Genomic DNA, 24,631 nt, shown 5'->3' with positions numbered 1-24,631 from the left:
ATGTCGCTGCACCCCGAAACGCTCGATCCGGTGGCGATGCGCGCCGCCGAGGGACCCCTGGACACGACCGTCGGCGGCGTCCCCATCCGCACCTACGGTGTGTCGAGCCGCAAGCTCGTCTACCTCCACGGCGGCGCGTTCTTCCTCGGCAGCCTCAACACCCACGACCACGTCTGCCGGTCCCTGGCCGAGGCCACCGGCCGGCAGGTCATCGCCGTCGGCTACCGGCTCGCTCCGGAACACGCCTTCCCGGCCGGCCTCGACGACTGTTTCCGCGTCGCGCGATGGGCGGCCGCGGACGGCCCGGTCGCGGTCGCGGGGGACAGCTCGGGCGGGAACTTCGCCGCCGTCATCGCGGCAACCATGCCGGAACTCGTCTCCCACCAGGTTCTCTACTACCCGTCGCTCGACCTCGACTTCGACGAGGACCGCTACCCGTCGCTGCGGGAGAACGCCGTCGGCCACGGCCTGGAGACGGCCGGGCTCAAGCCGTTCAACGCCTTCTACCTCGAAAGCGGCGCCGACCCGGCCGATCCCCGCGTCTCGCCGATCAAACGGGCCGACCTCACCGGCCTGCCGCCGGCGCTCATCGTCACCGCCGAGCTCGATCCGCTGCGCGACGAGGGCGAGAGCTACGGGCGGCGGTTGCGCGAGGCGGGCGTCCGGGTTTCCCTGAGCCGGTACGCGGGCGCGGGCCACGGATTCGTGCAGCACTTCTCGTCGATTCCGGAGTACCAGAGGGTGTTCGCGGAGACGGCGGAGTTCCTCGCATGAACGTCCACCCGCTGTTCTCGCCCTGGGGCCGGTTCGGGCTGTACAGCTTCTTCCTCGACGCGCCCGAGCCGGCCATCGTCGACACCGGCATCGCCACCTCGCCGGCCGAGGGGATGGCGCCCGCGCTCGCCGCCCTCGGCCGCCGCATCGAGGACGTGCGCTGGATTCTGCTGACCCACGGCCACATCGACCACGTCGGCGGCGCGTACGCGCTGTGGGAGCTCACCGGCCGCCGCGCCGAGGTCGTCATCCACGAGGCCGACGCGCCGATGCTGCGCTCGCGGCGCGCGCACGTGGACGAGTACCTCGACGGGCGCGGCCGCTACCTGAACGACCCCGACGGCGAGGCGAAACAGACGGCCACCGCGGCGGCGGTCATCTCCGGCGAGATGGAGCCGACCCGGCTCGTGCGCGGCGGCGAGACGCTGTCGCTCGGCGGCGGCGTCGCCGTCGGGGTGCACGCGATTCCGGGCCACACCAAGGGATCCGTCGCCTATGTCGTCGAGGGGCAGGACGACGTCTTCGTGGGGGACGCCGTGCAGATGCACGGCGCGGCCAACGGCTTTCCCGGCTACGAGGACCCCGCGGCCTACCGGGCGAGCCTGCGGTATCTGCGGGACATCCGGCCGCGGCGGCTCTTCCTCGGCCATCCCTATCGGCGGGCGGACGGCGAGTCGTACGGCGTCGAGCTTGATGCCGGCCAGGCGCGCCAGGCCCTCCAGGAGAGCCTCGACATCGAGGCCCGGATCGCCGGCGCCGTCGCGACCGGCGCGGACCTCGGTTACCGGGGCGACCCGGCGCTGGAGCCGTCGCCGTTCTACACCACCGTGCACGGCTACCGGAAGGACAGGGCATGAAGATCCGCAAGGACCTGCGGGTGCCGATGCGGGACGGCGTCGAGCTCGTGGTGGACGCCTATCACGGCGAAGAGGCGAAGCCCTGTCCCGCACTGGTCGCCATGAGCGCGTACGGGAAAGAGTTGCAGGCCCTGGCCCTCACGACGCCGCCGCAGCGCCGCCCGAGCCCGATGTGGGACGGCTGCATCGAAGCCGGTGACATCGCCCGCGTGGTCGCCGAGGGCTACGTCCACGTCATCGGCGACATGCGGGGCACCGGCGACTCCGGCGGCGAGATGGTCGGCAACTACAACTTCGGCGGCGTGTCCCAGGGGCAGGACCTGCACGACGTCATCGAATGGGTGGCCGCGCAGCCGTGGTGCGACGGCAACGTCGGCATGATCGGCATCTCCTACTTCGGGTCGATGCAGGTGCTCGCCGCCGCCGAGCGCCCGCCGCACCTGAAGGCCATCTTCGTGAGCGGCGGCCATTTCGACTTCTACGAGACCACCTACCACGGCGGCGTCCTCTGGTTCATGCCGCGCGCGGCTCGCGAGGGGCGAGGCGGCGACTCCGGCATCGCCCACACCGACGTGAAATCCCGGATGGTCGCCGAGTATCCGCCGGAGGTGCTGAAGGAGCTGGTCGACCGGCGGCTGGCGGACCCGGACGTGGCGGCCTGGCCGAACCTCGTGCACGTGCTGCGCTACCCGAAGAACCGCGAGCTCTGGTTCGACATCGTCCTGAACGAGCTGGACGGCGACTGGTACGAGGAACGCAACCCGATCACGCTGGCGCGGAACATCGACGTCCCGGTCTACCTCCAGATCGACCAGGGTCGAGGATGGACGGTCGACGGCCACATCGAGCTGTTCGACGTGCTGACGGGCCCCAAGAAGCTGGACATCGGCCCGTACCCGCCGATGCAGTCGCGCCCCTGGGTCGAGGAGCACGACAAGATGTTCCGCTGGTACGAGTACTGGCTCAAGGGCATCGACAACGGCGTCATGGACGAGCCCGCCGTACGCGTCTTCGTCGAGGGCTCGCGCTCGCTGGTGACCGGCGCGCAGTGGCCACCCCGTCCCGTCGACCACCGGCCGCTCTACCTCCGCCCGCGGCACAAGCTCTCGCCGTCTCCCGAGCTGATGGACGTCGCGCCCGACGGCTTCTACCAGGCGCCGCTGACGGTGACCGACACCGTCCAGGTCGTGAGCTGGAGCAGCGAGCCGTTCGAGCGGGCCACCGAGCTCATCGGGGCCGGCGCCGCGCACCTGTTCGTCGAGATCGACCAGGAGGACACCAACCTCATCCTGCGGCTCTGGGACGCCGCGCCGGACGGGAAGCGGCAACTCGTCACCACCGGCTTCCTCAAGGCCTCGCACCGCGAGCTCGACGACCGCACGACCGAGGGCAACCCGTACCACCCGCACACCCGGGCGGTGCCGGTCGAGCCCGGCAAGATCGAGGAGTACGTCGTCCGGCTCTACCCCTTCGCCACCAGCTTCCGGCCCGGGCACCGCCTGGTCGTCGAGCTGTCCAACGACGAGCCCCTCGCCGACGCGCACAACGCGCTGCTCCCGCCGGACGCCTTCCACCTGCCGGTGGGCCGCCCGGTCACCCACAAGATCTACCGGGACGCGACCCACCCGTCCCGGCTCGTGCTGCCCTTCACCACCCGGCCGTAGGGAGAGAGCCCATGTCCGACCTCGATCTGTTCGCCGACGACGTCCTGCTCGACCCGTACCCGGCCTTCGCCGAGCTGCGCGAGACGGCCCGCGTGGTCCACCTGCCGAAGAACGACGTCTACGCGCTGACCCGTTACGACGTCATCCGAGACGCCCTCGCCGACTGGGAGACGTTCTCCTCGGCGTCGATCGGCTTCAACCCGGCGGTCAACGAGGCGCTGACCGGCACCTCGCTCGCCTCCGACCCGCCCGACCACACCCGGCTGCGCGCCGCCCTCACCGAGAACCTCTCGCCGCGCGCGCTGCGCGGCATGAAGGCCGGGATCGACGCCAAGGCCGACGCTCTCGTCGCCGGTCTGGTCGCCGGGGGATCCTTCGAGGCGATCGACGCGCTGGCCCGCGCGCTGCCGCTGGAGGTGGTCGCCGACCTCATCGGCTTCACCGGCCACGCCCGGTCCAACATGCTGCGCTGGGGCCAGGCCGCGATGGAGGTGATCGGCCCGATGAACCGGCGCACGGCCGAGAACTTCCCGATCGCCGGCGAGCTCTACGGCTGGTGCTCGACCGTCACCGCCGCCGACCTCGCGCCCGGGTCGGTGGGCCGGGGCATCTTCGACGCCGAGGGCCGCGGCGACATCCCCGCGGGCACCGCCGGGCACATCATCCACCAGTACCTCGGCGCCGGCCTCGACACCACCGTCGCCGCCGTCGGCAACGTCATCGCCCTGTTCGCGGCCCACCCCGACCAGCTCGCCCGGGTCCGTGCCGACCCCGCGCTCGTGCCCGCCGCGTTCAACGAGGTGCTGCGCTTCTGGGCGCCGGTGCACGCCTGGGGACGGCGGGTGACCCGGGACGTCGAGATCGACGGCGTCACGGTGCCGGCCGGCAGCCAGGTGGCCATCCTCTTCGGCGCCGGCAACCGCGACCCCCGCCACTACGAGGACCCCGACACCTTCCGGGTCGAGCGCAACCCGGTCGACCACCTGTCGTTCGGCTACGGGCCGCACGGCTGCGCCGGTCAGGGCCTGGCCCGGCTCGAGGCGCACGCCGTCATCGGGGCGCTGGCCCGCCGGGTCGAGCGGCTGGTGGTCGGCCCCGAGACCCGGCTGCCCGCCAACATCACCCGCGGCATCGACCGGCTCCCGGTCCTGGAGGTGGTGCCGGCATGAGGATCACGCTGGATCGGCCGCGCTGCGAGGGCCACGGCCTGTGCGAGGAGGCGGCGCCGCGGCTCATGCACCTCGACGACGACGGCGAGCTGGTGCTCGACCGGGACGAGGTCGGCGACGACGAGGTGGCCGCCGCCAACGCCGCGGTGCGGGTCTGCCCGGTCGCCGCGCTGCGACTGCAATGAGACGGATCGTCGTCGTCGGCAACGGCATCGCCGGTCTCACCGCCGCCGACACGCTACGGGCGCAGGGTTTCGACGGCGAGCTGACGCTGGTCGGGGACGAGCCGCATGCCGCCTACAGCCGGCCCGCGCTCTCCAAGGCGCTGCTGCGCGACGACCCGGACGCCCACCGGCTGCCGCCCCCGACCCACGACGCGACCGAGCTGCTCGGCGTCCGGGCGACCGGCCTCGACGCCGACCGGCGGCTGGTCGACCTCGACGACGCAACCCGGCTGCCGTACGACGGGTTGGTCGTCGCGACCGGGTGCCGGGCCCGGCGGCTCGGCCGCGGTCTGACCCTGCGCGGCCTCGACGACGCCCTGCGCCTGCGCGAACGGATCGCCGAGCGGCCCGCGGTGACGGTCGTGGGCGGGGGACCGCTCGGCATGGAGATCGCCTCGGGCTGCCTGGCCGCCGGCTGCGAGGTCACCCTCGTGGCGCGTGGCCGCCCGCTGCTCGCGCAGCTCGGGGACCATCTGTCCGACCTGGTCGTGGCGGCGGCCCGGGAACGCGGCCTGCGCATCGCCACCACCGTGCCGGCCGAGCCCGGCCTGGTCGTCGCGGCCGTCGGCGACCTCCCGAACGTCGAGTGGCTCGGCCGGACCGGGCCGCTCGAGGTCGACGACCGGGGTCGGCTGGCGCCCGGCATCGTGGCCGCCGGCGATGTCGCGGCCGTGCCCACTCCCGGCGGCGTGCGCCGGATTCCGTTGTGGACCAGCGCGATCGAGCAGAGCCGGGTGGCGGCCACGGCGCTGCTGCGTGGTGACGCCGCCCCGAGGTTCGAGCACCGGCCGTACTTCTGGACCGAGCAGTTCGGGCTGTCGATCAAGGTGGTCGGACCGCTGCCGGCCGCCGGTCCGCCGGCGCGGCTCGACGGTGACGGCCTGCTGCGGTGGGAATCGGGCACGGTCGCGGCGGTCAACTACCGCATCCCGATCCCGCGCCTGCGCAAGCTCAGCGCGGCCGCATCTGCTCCTCCACATCCCGGGCCGTGAGGGCCAGGGCCGCGACTATCTCGGGCAGGCGGTGCTGCGAGAAGCGCGCGGTCGGCATCGACACCGAGACCGCGGCCTCGACCCGGCCCTGCTCATCGTGGATCGCACGGCCCACCGCGGTCACCCCCGACTCGGTCTTGCCGGCGTTGATGGCAAACCCGCGTTCCCGTACGTTTCGCAGCTCCCGCCGCAGCGAGGCGAGGGCCGGCCGCTGTTCCTCGCGGCCGGCCCACCGCTCGTCCGTGTAGAGCGCGGCCAGGCTCTCCGGCGGCAGCCCGGCCAGCAGGACCTTCCCGCCCGACGCCAGGTGCGCCGGGAACACCATGCCCTCGCGGTTGCCCACGCGCAGCGCCTGCGTGCACTCCACCGAGCCGATGAACCGCACGTGGTCGCCGCTCAGGATCTGCAGGTTCGCGCTCTCCCGCAGCCGCTCGACCAGGGCCGCGAGGTGCGGCATCGCGACCGTCCGCAGCAGCGCCGTGCGCGACTGCGAGCTCGCGCTCAGCGAGAGCACCGGGCCGGCCGCATAACGCCGATCCTCCCGCTGCACCGCGAAATCCCGGTAGACCAGCATCGCCAGCAGCCGGTGCGCGGTCGACGGCGCCACCGCCAGCCGGTCAGCCGCCTCGGCCACGCTGAGCGGACCCTCCACCTGCAGCAGCACCGCGAGCTGGAGGGCGTGGTCGACGCTGCGGATCGAATAGTTCGGTGGATTCTTCACAACAGAATCTCCTGTTCTATTTCCACACCCAGCCTACAAGCTGGAAGCATGTCTGAACTCGCTGACGGCCCGGTCCGGCTCGGCATGGTCGACGCGCCCGGCCAGCCCGCACCCTCCGACGACCTGGCCGAGCTGTACCGGGGCTTCGAGCGCGAGCTGCTCGTGCCGCTGTGGACCGAGATCGGCGACCTCATGCCGCCGCACCCGCGCTCGAAGGCCCGGCCGCACCTGTGGCGCTGGGACAACCTGGTGCGGCTGGCCGATCGCGCCGGGCATCTGGTGCCGGTCGGCCGCGGCGGCGAGCGCCGCGCCATCGCCCTGGCCAACCCGTCGCTCGGCGGCCGCCCCTTCGCCACCCCGACGCTGTGGGCGGCGATCCAGTACCTGATGCCGGGCGAGGACGCGCCCGAGCACCGGCACACCCAGCACGCGTTCCGCTTCGTCGTCGAGGGCGAGGGCGTCTGGACCGTGGTCGGGCGCGACCCGGTGCCGATGAGCCGCGGCGACTTCCTGCCCCAGGCCGGCTGGAACTGGCACGCCCACCACAACGCCGCCGACCGCCCGATGGCCTGGATCGACGGCCTCGACATCCCGTTCCAGTACTCGAACGAGGCGCAGTTCTTCGAGTTCGGCCGGGACGTCATCAGCCCCGAGGAGCACGGCACGCCGTCCCGGTCGCGATCCGAGCGCCTGTGGGCACACCCGGGCCTGCGACCGGTCGCCTTTGCCGGCTCGCAAAACGGAACACCGCTGCTGCGGTACGCCTGGGCGGACACCGACCGGGCGCTGGCGGACCAGCTCGCACTGGACGACGAGGGCCATCCCGGCGTCGTCGAGCCGGGCCACGCCGCGGTCCGCTACACGAACCCGACCACGGGCGGGGACGTGCTGCCGACGATCCGGGCCGAGATGCACCGGATCCGCGCCGGGGTCTCGACCGCGCCGCGCCGGCAGACCGGATCGTCGGTCTACCAGGTGTTCGACGGCGGCGGCCGGGTGACGGTGGGGGACCGGAGCTGGTCGGTGGCGCGGGGCGACCTGTTCGTGGTGCCGTCGTGGGAGCCGTTCTCGGTTCTTGCCGAAGCCGGCGGGCTCGACCTGTTCACGTTCGGCGATGCACCGATCTTCGAGGCGCTGGGCCTCGACCGTACGCAGATCGAGGGAACCGACGCATGAAGCTGGCCACCGTTCGCACGCACTCCGGCGAGACCCGGGCGGTGCGGGTCGAGGGCGACACCCTGATCGACCTCGGCGTGCCCGACGTCGGGGCCGTGCTGGCCTCGTCCTCATCGATGGACGGCCCGGTGGTCGAGGCCGCCGGCTACGCGCCGGTCATCCCGAACCCGGGCAAGATCGTCTGCGTCGGCCTGAACTACCGCAACCACATCCTCGAGATGGGGCGGCCGCTGCCGGAGTACCCGACGTTGTTCGCCAAGTACCCGGAGGCGCTCGTCGGGGCGTACGACGACATTGTCCTGCCCCCGGAGTCCGACGCGGTGGACTGGGAGGCCGAGCTCGCGGTGGTCATCGGCAAGCCGGTGCGGCGCGCCTCGCCGGACGAGGCCGCGGCCGCCATCGCCGGGTTCGCCGTGCTCAACGACGTGACCATGCGCGACTGGCAGTACCGCACCCCGATGTGGTTGCAGGGCAAGACCTGGGAGGCGAGCACGCCGTTCGGGCCGTACCTGGTCACGCCGGACGAGCTGCCCGGCGGCGTACGGCCGCGGCTGACGCTGAGCGCCTCGGTCGACGGCGAGGTGGTGCAGCGCGCGAGCACCGCCGATCTGGTCTTCGATCCGGTCGCGCTGGTGCGCTACATCTCGACGATCCTCACGCTTCGCCCCGGCGACGTCATCGCCACCGGCACGCCCGGGGGAGTCGGGCACGCCCGCAAGCCGGCCCGCTACCTGACCGCCGGCAGCGTGCTGGTCACCGAGATCGAGGGCCTCGGCCGCTCGGAAGTCAAGGCATGCTGAGTCTGCTGGCCCATGTGAGTACTGCGCACGGCCGCGTCGTGCCGGCCGCGGAGATCGCCTGGCTGCGGGCCCGCGAGGTGATGATCCACGCGGCCGACGCGCGGCGCCGTCAACGCCCCTGCTCCTCCCCGCCGGCTCTGAAGGGACTGTCATGACAACTTCCGACGTCGTCGTGGTCGGGGGCGGAATCGGCGGCCTGGCCGCCGCGCTCGCCCTGACCCGCCGGGGACTGCGGGTCGAGGTGCTCGAGCAGGCGTCGCGCTTCGGCGAGGTCGGCGCCGGCATGCAGATCGCCCCCAACTGCACCCGGATCCTGCACGAGTGGGGCCTGCTCGACGAGGTGCGCTCGCTCGGCGTGCTGCCGCAGCGCATCGTCATGAAGGACGCCGTCGACGGCGGCGTGCTGAGCAGCCTCGACCTCCAGGACGTGGAACGGCGCTACGGCTTCCCCTACCTGGTCATCCATCGCAGCGACCTGCACGGCACGCTGCTGCGGGCGTGCCGGCGGGCGGGCGTCTCGCTGGTTACCGACGCGCAGGTCACCGGCTACGAGCAGGCCCCCGACGGCGCGGTGGCGGTGCACGCGGGCGGCTCCTCGTTCGGCCACGTCGTCATCGCCGCCGACGGCCTGCACTCCACCGCCCGCCAGCTGTTCAGCGACGACCGGCCGGTCAGCTCGGCCTACGTGGCCTACCGCGGCGCCGTGCCGATCGACCGGGTGGCCGAGCTCGACGTGCACCTCAAGGACGTGGTCGTCTACATCGGACCGCGCTGCCATCTGGTGCAGTACCCGCTGCGCCACGGCGAGATGTTCAACCAGGTGGCCGTCTTCGAGTCGCCGAAGGCGGTTGCCGGCCTCGACGACTGGGGCACCCCCGACGAGCTGGACGCCGCCTTCGAGGACACGTGCGCCCAGGTGCGCTCGGGCCTGCCGCTGATGTGGCGGGATCGTTGGTGGCGCATGTTCGACCGCGATCCCCTGATGAACTGGGTCCGGGGCCGGATCGCATTGGCCGGCGACGCCGCGCACCCGCCGCTGCAGTACCTGGCCCAGGGCGCCATCATGGCGATCGAGGACGCCTGGGTGCTCGCCTCCCACGCCGGCGAGGGCTGGGACGCGATGCTCGCGGCCTACAACGCCGTACGCCCGGAGCACTGCCGCCGCGTCCTGACCACGGCCCGCTCCTGGGGCGAGCTGTGGCACCACACCGGCGACAAGCGCGACTGGCGAAACGAGGTCCTGCGCACCCGCGACGTCTACGACTACACGTACGTGGACTGGCTGTTCGGCCCGACCGCCCGCACCCCCGCCGAGGAACCGCCGATGTTCCCGGGCCGACCGGCCTAGACCGTGCGCAGGTCCAGGGCGTGGCGCACGAAGTCCTCGTCGGTCGTGCCGGTGACCCAGGAGAGGACGCCGTTGCGGTAGAAGACGTTGGTCGCGTCGGGGCTGATCTCCACCGTGCTCGCGACGGTCGGCGCCGTCGGGCCGGATCAGGTCGATTCGCGGGTAGCCGTCCTTGTCCAGCGACGCCACCCGGCACCACGCCGGGCTGCGGGCGGTCAGCCGCGCCCGTGGGCTGGCACCGCCACCTCGCGACCCGTGGGCTCGAGCACCCCGCGCTGGGCTGCCGGCCGGGCTTCCTTCGCGTCGGCGGGCGGCGCGGCCACCGCCGCCGGACCGGGATGGCCGGCCAGCGGGAGCCCTAGAACATCCCGGAGACGGTAGCCGCCAGGTGGCGAGCAGGGCCGGGATCTCGTGGTCGGGCGTACGGCCGCAATCACCGGATGAGGTGCCCACTGGCCGCCGCCAGCGCGGTGAGATCGGGCTCCCCGTAGCCCTCGGTCATGGCCGCGAAGGCGGCCGCCTTGTCCGCTCCGAACCGGCCCACCTCGGCCCGGTAGGTCGCCGCGGTGAGAAACGCCGGCGGCGTGGTCTTGCTGTGGAACTTGTCGGCATACATGACGAGGCGTTCCTCGCCGGTCCGCGGCACGTAGTCGCCCGGCGGCAGCGGAAGCCCCTGCCGCTCGATGTCGTCGCGGGTGATGCCGACGCCGGTGTGGCACGAGCAGAAGCGGGCGAGCTCCTCCGGATAACCGAGCCCACGGAGCAGCTCATGGCCGAGAATCCCATGCCGGATGTACGGGTCCCCGGGCCGCAGCCGATATACCCCGATGTCGTGCAGCAGGCAGCCGGCCCGCACCAGCGCCGCGTCCAGCCCCGGCCGCAGCAGCTGCGCCGCGATGCCGGCCACGATCTCGCAGTGGGTGAGCACGAGCTCGAGGGCGGCCGGAGTCGGCGCGAACCGCTCGTGCAACGCCCGGATCTCGTCATCCGGAGGAATCCGCACGAGGAGTCATTCTGCCCGATACATTCCGCGCTCAACCGGCGGTCCGGGAAACGCGGCGAGCGCCGTGCCCGCCGGTCGCGCCATCGACGCGCATCACATCGAACCGGGTCTTCCTGTGAGAGTCCTGGGTGCCGTATCGTCCGCGCCAACGGAATTGATCAACGGGGGTTCCGATGCGCCGGTGGGCCGCTTCGCGTCATTCGTATGTCCAATTTGGAGGGTTTCCGCGCCTCGCCACCGCGGTCCTCACCGCGGCCGCCGGTTGCGTGGCGGTGGCGGTCGACGCCGAGCCGGCGGCGGCCGCCCCGAAGGCCCCGGCCGCGCTCGAGGCGCCGGACGAGGCGTCGGCGATGCGGCTGGCGTACCGGAAACGGTTGCCGGTCCTGGTGACCAGCCAGACGTCGGAGACGACGGAGGTCTGGGCGCAGCCCGACGGTCAATTCCGGATGAAGCTGCACTCGGCGCCGGAGCGGATGCGGGACACCGCGGGCAGGTGGATCCCGGTCGACCTCACGATGGAACGCAAGGCGGACGGCAGCGTCGGGCCCAAGGCCCACCCGCGGGGCCTGACGCTGTCGGGCAAACGGGCGGGCGGCAGCGAGTCGCTGGTCGACCTGGGCGCCGGCGGCGACAAGGTGTCGGTGGGCTGGCGCGGTGCGCTGCCCACACCCGAGCTGAACGGCGCGACCGCCACCTACCCCGAGGTGCGCGCGGGGGTCGACCTGGTGGTGCGGGCCCGGCCGACCGGCTTCGAGTACTCGCTGGTGGTGAAGAACAATCGGGCCCTCGCCGGGGTCGGCACGATCGCGATGCCGTGGTCCGGCGCGGCGGTGACCTCCGCCTCGGCCAAGGGAATCCAGGCGCGGTCGGCCCTCGGCAGCACGGTGTCGCTGCCGCCGGCCGAGATGTGGGATGCGCGGCGCTCAGCGAAGACCGGCGACCCGGCGCGTCGTGCCCCCGTGAGGGTGACCACCGAGCTCAACGCGAGCGGTGGCACCGACCTGGTGCTCACGCCGGACCGGGCGTTCCTCGGCGACCCCGGGCTCAAGTTCCCGGTGACCATCGATCCGGCGGTGGACCTCAACCCGGTCTACGACGCGTTCATCCAGGACACCTACAACACCAACCAGTCGGGGTCGACCGAGCTGAAGCTGGGCTACAGCGACGACGCCGACGAGGGCTGCGGCTCGGGCTGCCTGGCCCGATCGCTGCTGCGGTTCCAGCAGCCGTCCGCGCTGGAGAGCGCGACCGTCGGCACGGCGACGCTGCACCTCTACAACTCGCACTCCTGGTCGTGCACGGAGATGCAGTGGGAGAGCTGGCGGGTCTCGCAGGCCGACACGTCGTACACCTGGGCCAACCAGCCGAGCTGGGTCGAGCGGGCCGGCCTCTCCACCCAGACCAAGGGCTACAGCGGATGCTCGGCCGGCGGGGTGGAGATCTCGGTGAAGAGCATCTTCCAGTACGTGGCCGACACGCCCGGCGAGACGATGGCGAAGATCGGCCTGAAGGCGTCGAGCGAGGGCAACCACAACAGCTGGAAGAAGTTCAACTCCGCGGAGGCCGCCGCGGGCCGCCCCTACGTCGAGCTGACCTACGATCACAAGCCGAACACGCCGACCGCGCAGGCGATCGACTCGTGCTACACGGCCTGCAACTCGCCGGCCGTGGTCAGCTCGGGCACGCCCACGATCAAGGCCACCTTCAGCGATCCGGACTCGACCACGATGCGGGCCGAGTTCGAGGTCTACAACCCCGCGCACACGGTGTCGTGGGGCCGCTCGGGCACGACGGTCACCGGCGTCGCCTCGGGCGCCACGCGGGCGTGGAAGATCGTGCCACCGTCGGGCTACGCGAAACTGCCGGACGCGGCGTACACCTGGCGGGTCCGTGGTTGTGAGACCTGGAACGGGGCGGCGCTCTGCGGCAACTGGTCGGGCTGGTTCGACTTCACGGTCAACACCGCGATGCCGACGCTGCCGACGGTGAGCGGCACCCCGTACACGGAACGCTCGACCGGCGTGTGGAACGGCGGGCCGGGCATCAAGGGAGACTTCACCTTCGGGCCGAACGCGGCGGCCAACGTGCTGGAGTACACCTACCAGCTCAACGACGGCGAGGCCGTCACCGTCCCGGCCGGCGTCAAGGGCAGCGAGATGCTGACCGCCAACCAGCAGACCGTCTCGACGAACATCACCGGGTTCGTGGCCGGCGACAGCTCGGTGGTCACCCGCAACGCGACGATGGGCCACCTCGCGGCCGGGTCGGTTCAGGTGGCACCGGCGGCGACCGCGGCAACCGACGCCGGCACCCAGGGCGACTCGTTCGCGTCCCTCGGCATCGACGACCACAGCGGCCTGGCGGTGGGCATGCTGGCCGGGCACCGCTACACGGTGAGCGGCTGGATCTATGTGCCGGCGGCCACCGGGCTCGGCACCACCGGCAGCTACGGCGAACCGCGCGGCCTGCGGATCGTCGGCTTCTCCCGGGTGGGCACCGGTTCGTACCTGGTGTACTCGTCGACGAAGGCGACGGTCACCAACGGCTGGCAATGGCTGTCGATGACGATGTCGGTGCCGACCGGCGCGACCGAGGCGTTCGTCCGCCTCTACAACGGTTTCCCGGCCGGGCAGACCGGCAAGGTTGTGTACTGGGACGACCTGTCCCTGCGGGAAGTCACCGGCACCACGACCCTCGCGGGCATCACGCCGAAGGCCGAGGGGCCGAACAAGCTGTCCGTGCAGTCCCGCACGACCAGCGGCCTGGCCTCCGACAAGAGGTACTACGAGTTCCTCGTCCGGCCGGCGGCCGGGACCGAGACGTTCTGGGGCATCGACGACCGGGTCGACCCGGCGCCGTCGGCGCCCGACAACGACCATCCGCTCAAACGCAGCACCCAGGGAACCAGCTGGAGCGAGGCCGGGCACAACAGCCCGTCGGCGCTGACCGTGGACGGCACCGGCGACCTGTACTCGACCGGTCCGGTGCTGGACACCACGAACCCGGCCGGTTTCACGGTCGCGTTGTGGGCACGCCTCGACCCGGACCAGCCCACGACCGGCACGCACAGCGTGGTCTCGCAGGCCGGCGCCAACACCGACGCCTTCCGGATCGAGCTGCGCAACGACGTGCTCGACGCGGACGGTGACGGCGCCAAGGACCCGTCCTGGTGCTTCTCCCTGCAACCCACCGACAGCACCAGCGCCGCGACCCGGCAGTCGATCTGCACCACGGACTTCGTGATACCCGGTGACTGGGTGCATCTGGCCGGCGTCTACGACAAGGCAGGCGGCACCATGAAGCTCTACGTCAACGGTGGCTTCGCCGTCGGCGGCACCGAGGTCCAGCAGGCGTACGCCCCGGCGATGTGGGCGGCGAACGGGGTCTTCACGATCGGCCGCGCCTGGCAGGGGGCGAACGTCGACCGCTTCGCCGGCGAGCTCGACGAGACCTACGCGGTGCAGAAGGCGCAGAGCGCCGAGCAGATCGCGTTCTGGGCCATCTCATGACGACACCTCAGCGGGGGACGACGGACGTGAACGCACACGAGGCGCGCCTGGTGGGCCGCCGTACCCGGCGGCTGGCGGCAGTGATCGCGGCGGTGGTCGCCACGACGCTGGCGGCCGAGGCGCCGGCCGGCCCGGCCGCCGCGACCGGGTGGACACCTCCCACGCCGAAGGAAGTGACCGGCGTGCCCCGGCACGACGCCACGCACACCACGCGTCCGGCGTGGACGGCGGGCGACCGTGAGGTCCGTGCCACGCCGGTGGTGAACTGGCCGGCCGCCGGGACCGGGACCGCCGACCTGAGCACCGGTGCCGCGCTCGCCGCGGCGAAGCCGGCCGGGCGGGTCCGGGCCGGCTCCCTTCCGGTCTGGGCCGCGCCCTCGTCGAGCCGGGTCGGGAAGGTCGCCGTCTCGGTGCGCGATCACGCCGCGGCGACCCGGGCCGGCGTGTCCGGCCTGATTCTCGACGTGAGCCGGGCCGACGGAGTGCGCACGGCCGGCTCGACCCCGGTCACGGTCGACTACTCGGCCTTCGCCCAGGCCTACGGCGGCGACTGGGCGTCCCGGCTGCGGCTGGTCGACCTGGCCGGCGGCCGCGTGCTGAACAGCCGCAACGACACCGCCGGGTCGACGGTCACGGCGGAAGTCCCGCTGGCCGGCTCCGGCGCGGTCACGACGCTGGCGCTGACCGCCGGGCCCTCGGGCGAGAACGGCACGTACGCGGCGACCAGCCTGTCGCAGGCCGCCACCTGGCAGGTCTCGGAGCAGACCGGCGCCTTCACCTGGAGCCAGGACCTCCGGATGCCCCCGGCGCTGAACGGGCCGTCGCCGTCGCTCGGCCTGTCGTACTCCTCGCTGTCGGTCGACGGGCGCACCGCCGGCACCAACACTCAGGGCTCGTGGATCGGCGACGGCTGGGACATGTGGCCCGGCTACATCGAGCGCCAGTTCGTCTCCTGCGCCGACGACAAGGACGCGGTCGGCGGCACCACCCCGAACAGCGCCGGCGTCACCACCGGCGACCTGTGCTGGAAGAGGCCCGAGGGCGACGCCACGATCTCGCTCAACGGGCAGGCCACCGAGCTGGTCAAGGCGGCCGGCAACACCTGGAAGGGCGTCGCCGACGGCGGCGAGAAGATCGAGCTGCTCAAGGACGGCAGCTTCGGCAACGGCGACGACGACAACGAGTACTGGAAGGTCACCACGACCGACGGCACTCAGTACTACTTCGGCCGCAACCACGGCGTCGGCGGCGCGAGCGCGGCCACCGCCACCGCCTCGACCTGGACCGTGCCGGTCTACGGCAACCATCCGAACGAGCCCGGCTACACGGCCGGGAACTTCGCGGCATCCCGCCGGACGCAGGGCTGGCGCTGGAACCTCGACTACGTCGTGGACACCCACGGCAACACGATGACCCTCTTCTACACGAGAGAGGGCGGCGCGTATGGGCGGGAGGGGGATCCCGCCAAGCTCACCACGTACGACCGCGGCGGTTTTCTGACCCGCGTCGAGTACGGCAACCGGTCCGACGCCGCGAGCACCACGAAGGCCGCCGCGCAGGTCGTCTTCGACGTGGCCGACCGGTGTGCGGCCACCTGTTACACCGGCACCACGCCGGTGCCTGCGTCCTGGCCCGACACTCCCTGGGACCAGTACTGCGCCGCCGCCCCGTGCACGAGCCAGCTGTCGCCGACGTTCTGGACCGGCAAGCGGCTCGCGCAGGTCCGGACGCAGGTGCTCGCCGGCTCCGGCTACACCGACGTCGACCAGTGGACGCTGCGGCACACGTACCTCCAGGCCGGTGGTAACGAGGGCAAGCCGATGTGGCTGGCCGGCGTCACGCACAGCGGCAAGGTCACCGCGGCCGGAGGGGCGGCGGTCACCGATCCGGAGATCGTCTTCGACGCGGGCTCGGACCCGCTGGCGAACCGGGTGGACGGCCCGGCCGACGGCCGATCGAGCCTGTTCCGGTCCCGGATCATGAAGGTGACCACCGAGTCGGGCGCGCAGATCGTCCCGACGTACTCACTGCCGCAGTGCACCCGGAGCGCCCTGCCCTCGGCCCCCACCAACACGTCCCGGTGCTTCCCCCAGTGGTACGGGGCGCCGGGCGAGGAACCGACCCAGGACTGGTTCCACAACTACCGGGTCGACCGCGTCGACGTGTACGACAACACCGGCGGGTTCACGCACCAGCAGACCAACTACGACTACCTCGACGCGCCCGCCTGGCACTACGACGACTCCGAGCTCGTACCGGAGAAGAACCGCACCTGGGGCGAGTTCCGTGGCTACGGCCAGGTGCGCGTGCGGAGCGGCCTGGAATCGGGGACGCAGTCGGCCACCGAGTACCTGTACTTCCGCGGCATGGACGGCGACAAGCAGACCTCCGGCGTACGCGACGTGTCGGTGAAAGACTCGCAGGACGTACTGATCAAGGACGATGACGCGTACGCGGGCATGCTGCGCGAGCAGACGACGCTGCTCGGCGCCGGCGGAGACTGGATCTCCGGGACGATCACGACGCCGGGCAAACAGGGCCCGACCGCGACCAGCGGGTCGCTGAAGGCGTGGATGACCAACACCGCCTCGACGCGGACCCGCACCAAGCTGTCCACCGGCGCGACTCGCTGGACGAAGACCGCCAGCAGCTACAACACCGACAACCTCGTCACCCAGGTCGACGACCTCGGCGACGAGGCCACCGCGGCCGACGACCGCTGCGCCCGCACCTGGTACGCCCGCAACGAGACGAACTGGATGCTCGCGGCGGTCAAGAAGACCGAGACGGTCGGGGTCAACTGCGCCGCCACGCCGGCGCTTCCCGGCGACATGCTCGCGAGCACCCGCACGACGTACGACCTCGAGACCAACGACTGGAACACCTTCCTGCCGGTCAAGGGCGACGCCGCGAAGGTCGAGCAGATCAGCTCGTGGACCGGCACGACCCCGACCTGGACGATCGCCGCCCGCGGCACCTACGACGCCGACGGCCGGGTCAAGGACGCGTACGACCCGCTGGGCCGCAACACCCACGTCGACTACACCCCCGACAAGGCCGGTCCGCTCACCCAGACCGTCACCATCGATGCGCTCGGCCACAAGGTCACCACCACCCTGCAGCCCGCCTGGGGCGTCGCCACCAAGTCCGTGGACGACAACGGTTTCACCACCGAGGAGACCTACGACGGATCGGGCCGCCTGCTCGGCGTGTGGCTGCCGGGCCGGTCCAAGGCGTCCTTCGCCAACTATCCGAACGTCTCGTACGGGTACGCGCTGCGCAACAACCTGCCGACGGCGGTGACCACCAAGTCGCTGGTGCCGAACGGCTCCAACGTCTACGCCACCGCCGTCAAGCTCTATGACGGCCTCCTGCGCGAGCGGCAGAGCCAGACGCAGGCGACCGGCGGCGGGCGGGTCGTCACCGACACCGTCTACGACTCGCGCGGCCTGCTCGACTGGACCTCGATCCCGTACTACGACACCACCAACAACCCGATCAACCCGGACAAGATCGCCGGTGGGCCGGGCGACCCGCCGCCGCCCGCGACCACGGTGAACGCCTACGACGGCGCCGGGCGGAAGACCGCCGCGATCTTCATGGTCGGCACGGTGGAGAAGTGGCGTAACAGCGCCGCCTACCACGGTGAGCGGGTCGACCTCACTCCCGCGGCCGGCGGCACCGCCACCGGCGCCGTGGCCGATGCCCGCGGCCGGCAGATCGAGGTGCGCCAGTACAAGAGCCGGGCCGACGCCGGCAGCACCGATCCGGCCAAGTACGACCGGATCGGCTACACGTACACCGATCGCGACGAGCTCGCCACGGTCACCGACCCGGCGGGCAACCTCTGGAAGTACACCTACGACCAGACCGGCCGGCAGGTCCAGGCCGACGACCCGGACCGGGGCACGACCTACTCCGGCTACGACGCCGACGGCGAGCTGACCTCGACCACGAACGCGCGCGGCATCACGCTCGCCTACGCGTACGACGACCTCGGCCGCAAGGTGTCGGAGCGCCTCGGCTCGGCGACCGGCGCACTGCAGGCGGAATGGCTCTACGACGGGCTGACCAGGGGCATCGGGCAGCAGTACAAGTCGATCCGGTATGAGGGCGGCCAGCAGTACGTCAACGAGGTCACCGGGTTCGACGCCGCCGGCCGTGCCACCGGAACCAAGCTCACGATCCCCTCGACCGAGGGCACGCTGTGCGCGGCCGGCGGCGCGACGCCGTGCGCGTTCGCCGACGGGGTCACCTACCGCGCCAACGGCCAGGTCGCCTCGACCGTCCTCCCGGCCGCGGCCGACCTGCCCACCGAGACGCTGTTCCAGGGCTACAACGACCTCGGCGCCGCGACCGGGCTGCTGTCCTCGGCGCAGATCTACATCCAGGACGTCATCTACGACAAGCTCGGGCGCCTGACCCAGCAGGTGCTCGGCGCGGAGCCCAAGCGCGTCTGGCTGAACTACACCTTCGACGACCACAGCGGCCGGCTGCTGTCGTCGAAGGCCATCCCCGAGCTGAAGCCGGAGCTCTTCAACTTCGCCTACAACAACGACGACGCCGGCGACCTCACCCGGATCGGCGACACCCCGGCCGGCGGCGGCAGCGACACCCAGTGCTACGCCTACGACTACCTGCGGCGGCTGTCCGAGGCGTGGACGCCGGCCGGCGGTGACTGCGACGCGGCCCGCTCCAACGCCGCGATCGGGGGCAGCGCGCCGTACTGGCACTCCTACGAGTACGCCGGCGCGGCCGGCCTGGCCGGCAGCCGCACCAAGGAGACCTGGCACGCCGCCGCCGGGGACACCGTCCGCGACTACCTCTATCCGGCCCAGGGCGGCGCGGCCGGCAGCAAGCCCCATGCCGCGACCCAGGTCAACACCACCGGCGCGGCCACCCGCACCGAGAACTACCAGTACGACGCCGACGGCAACACCGTCTGCCGGCCGGGCGGGACGGCGACCAACACCTGCCCGGCCACCAACAGCCAGACGCTGACCTGGAACAACGAGGACCGGCTCGCCGCCAACACGGCGAGCGGCACCAGCTACGTGTACGACGCCGACGGGAACCGGCTGATCCGGCGCGACTCCGCCGGGACGACGCTCTACCTGCCGGACGGCTCCGAGATCCGCAAGACCGCCAGCGCGGTCACCGCGACCCGCTACTACGCCGGCATCGCCGTCCGGACGGCCGCCGGTGTCAACTGGCTCGCGGGCGATCAGCACAGCACGGCCGAGGTCACGGTCAACGCGAGCACGCTCGCCTTCACCCGCCGGCGCACCCTGCCGTTCGGCAACGAGCGCGGCGCCCGGGTCGGCGTCTGGCCGGCGTCCATGGACAAGGGCTTCGTCGGCGGCACGAAGGAGCCCGACGGCCTGACCCATCTCGGCGCGCGCGACTACGACCCGAGCCTGGGCAAGTTCGTGTCGGTCGACCCCGTCCAGGACCTGACCGATCCGCAGCAGTGGAACGGTTACGCGTACGCCGACAACAACCCGGCGACGGCCTCCGACCCGACCGGCCTGGCGGCCAACTTCTGCGCCACCCTCACCTGCGCGCAACAGACCGCGGGCGGCGTCTCCTGCACCGACTGCGAGTCGGGCGCCATCGACGCCAAGTACGGCGTATCCGTCGATCTGCGCGTCCTGCCGCGGCTGAACAAGAAGAAGCTGGCGAAGCGCGCCAAGCAGGTCGACGACCAGTTGAAGAGGGCGCACTACGACGGCGGCGCCGCCGCCAACCAGGACATGTTCGGAGGGGTGCAGACCGGCGTGGTCCACACCGGCACCGGCCTGGTCGGCATCCTCTCGAAGGACGACGATCTCGAGAAGAAGCTGAACGACAAGTGGTCGGAGGCGCTCGACGCGGAGGGCGTCGACCAGAACAGCATCTGGTTCAAGCTCGGCGAGGGCCTGGGAACCGCGGAGATGCTGGCCATCGGCGGCGTCGGCGACTTCGAGATCGCCGCCGGCGACCTTGCCGCCTTCGGCGCCGAGGACGGCGCCCGGGCGGCGGACATCATCAGCGGGCTGAAGTGCAGCTTCGATGCCGACACCCCGGTCCTGATGGCCGACGGTTCGACCAAGCCCATCAAGGCCCTCAAGGCCGGCGACGTGGTCGCGGCCACCGACCCGTCAACCGGCCGCACGGCCGCCGAACCGGTGACGCTGCTGCACGACAACCTCGACACCGACCTGGCCGACCTGACCGTGACCGACGGCCACGGGAAGAAGGCCGTCCTGCACACCACCCAGAACCACCCGTTCTGGGACGTCACCACGGGCCGCTGGACCCGCGTCGACCAGCTGAAGCCCGGCGACGAGCTGAAAGCCGCCGCCCACACCGTCGTGCGCGTGGCGTCGGTGCGCGAGTTCACGCGCCCCCAGCACATGTACAACCTCACCGTCGCCGACATCCACACGTTCTACGTCCTCGCCGGCGGTGCGCCGGTGCTGGTGCACAACAGCAACGGGTGTCTTTCGGTTCTTCGGGGTTGGTCCAGCAAGCGATTCCAATTCGGAAATCAGACGTTCCTTCTCGACAAGAAGGGGATGGAGCACATTCTGACGAGGCATCACCCCGATTATTGGGACGGCTCCGTTCGGGCGACCCAGTCCTTCTTCGATCGGAAGATGTCGGTGAGCGATATCGAAGACGCCATCGGCGGTGTGCTGGGTCAGAATCGCGATACGCTCGTCCGCCGGGGAAGCACTGGCATGTATCAGCTCCGAGGTACGGTCAACGGGACCGACTACGTCCTGGGTGTCAACAACGGACGGATCGCCCAGTTCTATGCGCCCTGAGGGGGGAAGCCGTGATCACGATAGCCACGTTTCTCCGATCGAGTGACGGCGCTTTCCGGCCGGTGGATGCCCAGACCGACCCGCCGGCCGACCCCGCCTACATCGAGGGCGCCATCGAGCTGACCGTCGACGGTGTGGAGATAATCGGTAAGCGTGAATGGGATTACGTGGATCAGCTCTGGGCCTACATCGCCACGATGACCAAGGCGATGGGGGCCGGGGCGCGTGCGGACACCTATTTTCCGGATCAGCCGATTCTTCTCGCTTTCGAGAGACGAGGCTCGCGGGTCATCGTTTCCAGCAAGATCGGTGACGAGGTCCGGCGAGCCGGCGCCGATTCCACGGAATTCCTCTCCGCGGTCCGGGCGGCGGGGGCGGAATTCTTCGGTCACATGAGCCGGCTCGCCGAGGTGAACAAGAAATCGTACGGCGTCGCCCTTGCGGAGCTGGCGGATTGACGCGGTGCGCTACCGAGGCCGGAAGGTCACGGTGATCGGGCCCCCGGACTTCCGGGCGGCGACGCCGATCGTCAGCGTCCTGGTTTCCGGCTCGTAGGACCAGCCGGTCACCCGATGGCCGCCGACCCGGACGTCGCGCGGGGCGTCGGTGTCGAGGATCGTCAGGGCCCACGGGCGCTTCGCCGCGCCGGCGATCCGCAGCGTCTGGTTGCGGTAGGAAAGCACCGCGTCGTGCACAACGGCCCGGCCCGGTGCGCCCGCGTTCACCGTCGCTGCCGGGGCCGACGCGGTGCCGGTCACCACGATGCCGCCCGAGCGGACGAACACCGGCATCGTGTCCAGCGTCGTCGTGACGGAGGCCGTCGTGCCGCCCGCGTACGTCTTGCCGGTGAAGTAGTCCGTCCACGAGCTGCCCGGCGGGAACCAGACCGGCGTGGTGGCCGTGGTGCCGGGCGTGGTCACCGGGGCGACCAGCATGTCGGGGCCGTAGAGGTACTCGGCGCCGGCCGTGGCGTACGCCTCCGGCGAAGCCGGATAGGTCAGGTACAGCGGGCGGACCATCGGCATGCCCGTGCGGGTGGCCTCGGCGGCCGCGCTGTACGTGTACGGCAACAACTGCTCGCGCAACCGGAGGAACTTCGTGGCCGACGCCTTGGCCGCGGGACCGTACTGCCACGGCAGGCGGTCGCTGTGGTTGGAGTGCAGCCGGTCAATGGGCTGGAACGTTCCGAGCTGAACCCATCGCGCATACAGGTCGTCGGGGAGCTTGGTGCTCCCGGGCTCGCCGCCGGGCTCCTGCAGGCCCTGCGTGTGGCCGCCGATGTCGTGGCTCACCGCGGCGAGACCGGTCGCCACCGACTCGCCCGGCGTGTAGCCGACCTCCCATTGCAGCGTCTCCCAGTCGGAGATGGTGTCCCCGGTGAAGTGCAGGGTGGTGCGCTTGTCCGCCCACGGGCCGGTGGGCACGGCGGTCGGGCTGCTGTAGCCGCCGGCCTGCAGCGAGCCGTACGCGCGGGAGAACGCGAAGCCGGTCTCGTCGGCGTACTTCTTGTTGATCCAGGCGTCGGGAGTCACGCCGGGCAGCGAGGACCGCGATCCGTCGCAGCACCAGTCCAGCCACCAGAAGTCGACGTTCGCGGGGGCCATCTGGCGGTGCAGCTGGAAGTAGGCGGCGAGCTGGTCGGGGTCGCCCCAGTCGAAGACGTAGTTGCTGCCCGACTGCTGGAGCTTGCCCTTGGCCGTCGCCTGCGCCGCCGCGAAGTGCGGGTCGGAGCCCTGGATGCTCGGGTGGATGTTGAAGCCGGTGTGGATGCCCTGCGCGTGCGCCCAGTCGACGAAGCCCTGCGGGTCGGGATACTTCGCCGGGTCGATGGCCCAGCCGTTCCAGCGGTCCGGCGACTTGAAGTCGGTGTCGACCACGAGCACGTCCAGCGGCACGCCCTCGGCGCGGAAACGGGGAACGATGGTCTGCTGGAAGTCGGCCGCCGTGCGGTCGTAGTACTCCGAATACCAGACGCCGTACGCCCATTGCGGCAGCAGCTTGGTGGGACCGGTCAACGTGGACAGATCGGTCAGGCCGCGCGCGTAGTTCTGGCCGTACCCGAAGATGTATCCGTCCTGCTCGGCCTGTGGCCGCGCGTTCAACGAGAGCAGCGCCGACGCCGAGTCGTCGAGCAGCGACCAGCCGTCCTGGTAGAGCAGGCCCGGCACGGTCGGCGCGCCCCCGTCGACGCCGTCGAGGCCGCGGCGATACCCGCCGAGCGGGGCGTGCGGGGCCAGCAGAGGCGCGCCGGCGGTGGTGACGGCGACGGTGTCGAGGTTGACGTGGCAGCTGGCATCGGTGGGGCAACCCAGCGACACCGTGTTGGTTCCGGCGGCGAGGGTGACGGGGACCGACACCGTACGCCAATAGTCCCACCCGCTCGTCGGAGGCAGCGTCGCCGTCGCCCCGTTCACCGTGATGGTCCTCGACTGGATCGGCTGAGCGCCCGCCTTCGCGTTGGCGTAGCGCAGCTGCACCCGGTACGAGCCCGCGCTCGGCACCCCGGTGACGGTGAGCGCGTCCCCGGCCCCGGCCCGCTCGAGCCCCGCCAGGAACCCGGCGCCGGACGAGCCGTTGTGGTCGCCGGCGGCCTTCGCGCCCCCGGACAGCACGCCGGTCTCGGCCTCGCAGAGCGTCCCGAACGCACACGGCTGCGGCGCCGGCGGGGTGGGCGCGGGGAAGGCGCCGCCCGGCGCGACGACGGCGAGGCTGTCGACGTTCACGTTGCCGGAGTCGGCCGCCGCCCGCACGATGCCGATCTCGTGCCGCCCGGCGGTCAGCGTCAGCGGCACGCTCGCGATCGCCCAGGTGTCCCAGTTCGCCGTGGTCGGCAGCGTGAGGGTACGCGCCGCGCCGCCGTCGACCGCGACGGAGAGCGTGCGGGCGACGTTCTGCCCGTCGCCGCCGGTGCTGTTGGCGTAGCGCACGCTCAGCTGGTAGCTCCCGGCCGCCGCGGCGGTGGTCGCGAACCCGAGCGAGTCGCCGGTCGCCTGGAAGCCGGCCGCGAAGCCCGATCCGGTGTAGCCGGCGTGGTCGGTGGCGACGCCCGGCCCCTTCAGCGCCAGCGATTCCGCCTCGCACAGCGTCCCGAGCGCGCAGTCCGGCGTGGTGTGCCCGGCCCAGGGCGCCGCCTGCACGGTCTGCGCGCCGGCCTTGAGCCGCACGGTCAGGTTGTCGGCCGAGAACGATCCCGACCCGACCCGGTAGCGCACCGTCATCGCGTCGGTCTCGACGATCAAGATCCCGTTTTCGGTACGGCTGCGGAAGCTCGTGGCCGGGAAGGAATCCCGCCCGACGGCGTTGAACGTGGCCGCGTCGGTGAACGTGCCGCCGCTCGCGTACTCGGTCCGGATGAGCGTCGGGGAGAGCACCTCGAAGCGCGCGTTCCCGGAGACCACGGCCGCGTCCCGGGCGCTGCGCCCGGCCGCGTGAGCCGGCGACGACGGCGCCAGGAGCAGGCCGCCCACCAGGATGCCGCCGGCCGCCGCCGCGGCCAGGGACCGAACCGAACCACGATCGAGCATGCCCGCTCCTCGTCTCGGACGAAACCGACATCCGTCGATATAAACGCTGTCATCGCGTGGT

Annotated in this window: 16 protein-coding genes; 13 read left to right on the top strand and 3 right to left on the bottom strand. The window is 71.7% G+C overall.

Annotation, left to right across the window (positions count from 1 at the left end):
- The 6 genes from ACZ6TB_RS05455 to ACZ6TB_RS05430 are packed head-to-tail and all read left to right on the top strand — an operon-like array spanning position 1 to position 5,680.
- Positions 1-774: an alpha/beta hydrolase gene (locus tag ACZ6TB_RS05455; protein WP_465550906.1), complete on the top strand. Its 774-nt coding sequence runs from the start codon at positions 1-3 to the stop codon at positions 772-774.
- Positions 771-1,631 carry an MBL fold metallo-hydrolase gene (locus ACZ6TB_RS05450; protein WP_465550904.1) on the top strand — a complete coding sequence of 287 codons (861 nt, stop codon included), beginning with the start codon at positions 771-773 and terminating at the stop codon, positions 1,629-1,631. Before ACZ6TB_RS05455 ends, ACZ6TB_RS05450 begins: the two co-directional genes overlap by 4 nt.
- Positions 1,628-3,295, top strand: a complete 1,668-nt coding sequence (locus ACZ6TB_RS05445) for a CocE/NonD family hydrolase (RefSeq protein WP_465550901.1) — start codon at positions 1,628-1,630, stop codon at positions 3,293-3,295. Before ACZ6TB_RS05450 ends, ACZ6TB_RS05445 begins: the two co-directional genes overlap by 4 nt.
- A gap of 11 nt (positions 3,296-3,306) precedes the next feature.
- Positions 3,307-4,464 (top strand): cytochrome P450, encoded by a 1,158-nt coding sequence (locus ACZ6TB_RS05440; protein ID WP_465550899.1) that lies wholly within the window; start codon positions 3,307-3,309, stop codon positions 4,462-4,464.
- Positions 4,461-4,649, top strand: coding sequence for a ferredoxin (locus tag ACZ6TB_RS05435; protein ID WP_465550897.1), 189 nt, complete (start codon positions 4,461-4,463; stop codon positions 4,647-4,649). The genes ACZ6TB_RS05440 and ACZ6TB_RS05435 overlap by 4 nt, the downstream gene beginning before the upstream one ends.
- Complete coding sequence (locus tag ACZ6TB_RS05430; protein WP_465550895.1) at positions 4,646-5,680, top strand: NAD(P)/FAD-dependent oxidoreductase; 1,035 nt, start codon at positions 4,646-4,648, stop codon at positions 5,678-5,680. The genes ACZ6TB_RS05435 and ACZ6TB_RS05430 overlap by 4 nt, the downstream gene beginning before the upstream one ends.
- Here ACZ6TB_RS05430 and ACZ6TB_RS05425 read toward each other — a convergent pair.
- Positions 5,640-6,401 (bottom strand): IclR family transcriptional regulator, encoded by a 762-nt coding sequence (locus ACZ6TB_RS05425; protein ID WP_465550893.1) that lies wholly within the window; start codon positions 6,399-6,401, stop codon positions 5,640-5,642. The two genes, ACZ6TB_RS05430 and ACZ6TB_RS05425, sit on opposite strands and share 41 nt — an antisense overlap.
- 48 nt (positions 6,402-6,449) lie before the next feature.
- Here ACZ6TB_RS05425 and ACZ6TB_RS05420 point away from each other — a divergent pair, with 48 nt between their 5' ends.
- Genes ACZ6TB_RS05420 through ACZ6TB_RS05405 form a run of 4 tightly spaced genes read left to right on the top strand, consistent with a single transcriptional unit; the run spans position 6,450 to position 9,725 of the window.
- Positions 6,450-7,577, top strand: coding sequence for a cupin domain-containing protein (locus tag ACZ6TB_RS05420; RefSeq protein ID WP_465550891.1), 1,128 nt, complete (start codon positions 6,450-6,452; stop codon positions 7,575-7,577).
- Complete coding sequence (locus ACZ6TB_RS05415) at positions 7,574-8,377, top strand: fumarylacetoacetate hydrolase family protein (RefSeq protein ID WP_465550889.1); 804 nt, start codon at positions 7,574-7,576, stop codon at positions 8,375-8,377. The genes ACZ6TB_RS05420 and ACZ6TB_RS05415 overlap by 4 nt, the downstream gene beginning before the upstream one ends.
- Entirely contained in the window at positions 8,371-8,532 is a 162-nt protein-coding gene (locus ACZ6TB_RS05410) for a hypothetical protein (protein ID WP_465550887.1), read from the top strand. Before ACZ6TB_RS05415 ends, ACZ6TB_RS05410 begins: the two co-directional genes overlap by 7 nt.
- Entirely contained in the window at positions 8,529-9,725 is a 1,197-nt protein-coding gene (locus ACZ6TB_RS05405) for an FAD-dependent oxidoreductase (protein ID WP_465550885.1), read from the top strand. The genes ACZ6TB_RS05410 and ACZ6TB_RS05405 overlap by 4 nt, the downstream gene beginning before the upstream one ends.
- Positions 9,726-10,158: 433 nt before the next feature.
- Here the strand turns inward: ACZ6TB_RS05405 and ACZ6TB_RS05400 are convergent, their stop codons facing one another.
- Complete coding sequence (locus tag ACZ6TB_RS05400; RefSeq protein ID WP_465550883.1) at positions 10,159-10,728, bottom strand: HD domain-containing protein; 570 nt, start codon at positions 10,726-10,728, stop codon at positions 10,159-10,161.
- A 272-nt stretch (positions 10,729-11,000) separates the two neighbouring features.
- Here ACZ6TB_RS05400 and ACZ6TB_RS05395 point away from each other — a divergent pair, with 272 nt between their 5' ends.
- The 3 genes from ACZ6TB_RS05395 to ACZ6TB_RS05385 are packed head-to-tail and all read left to right on the top strand — an operon-like array spanning position 11,001 to position 21,504.
- Positions 11,001-14,237 carry a LamG-like jellyroll fold domain-containing protein gene (locus ACZ6TB_RS05395; RefSeq protein WP_465550881.1) on the top strand — a complete coding sequence of 1,079 codons (3,237 nt, stop codon included), beginning with the start codon at positions 11,001-11,003 and terminating at the stop codon, positions 14,235-14,237.
- A 26-nt stretch (positions 14,238-14,263) separates the two neighbouring features.
- Entirely contained in the window at positions 14,264-21,046 is a 6,783-nt protein-coding gene (locus tag ACZ6TB_RS05390; RefSeq protein ID WP_465550879.1) for a polymorphic toxin-type HINT domain-containing protein, read from the top strand.
- Between the two features lie 11 nt (positions 21,047-21,057).
- Positions 21,058-21,504, top strand: a complete 447-nt coding sequence (locus tag ACZ6TB_RS05385) for a hypothetical protein (protein WP_465550877.1) — start codon at positions 21,058-21,060, stop codon at positions 21,502-21,504.
- Positions 21,505-21,513: 9 nt separating this feature from the next.
- Here the strand turns inward: ACZ6TB_RS05385 and ACZ6TB_RS05380 are convergent, their stop codons facing one another.
- Positions 21,514-24,570 carry a TIM-barrel domain-containing protein gene (locus ACZ6TB_RS05380; protein ID WP_465550875.1) on the bottom strand — a complete coding sequence of 1,019 codons (3,057 nt, stop codon included), beginning with the start codon at positions 24,568-24,570 and terminating at the stop codon, positions 21,514-21,516.
- Between the last annotated feature and the right edge of the window lie 61 nt (positions 24,571-24,631).

The organism is Actinoplanes sp. NPDC051537, assembly GCF_055586105.1.
This window is presented reverse-complemented; position numbering and strand designations above follow the sequence as displayed.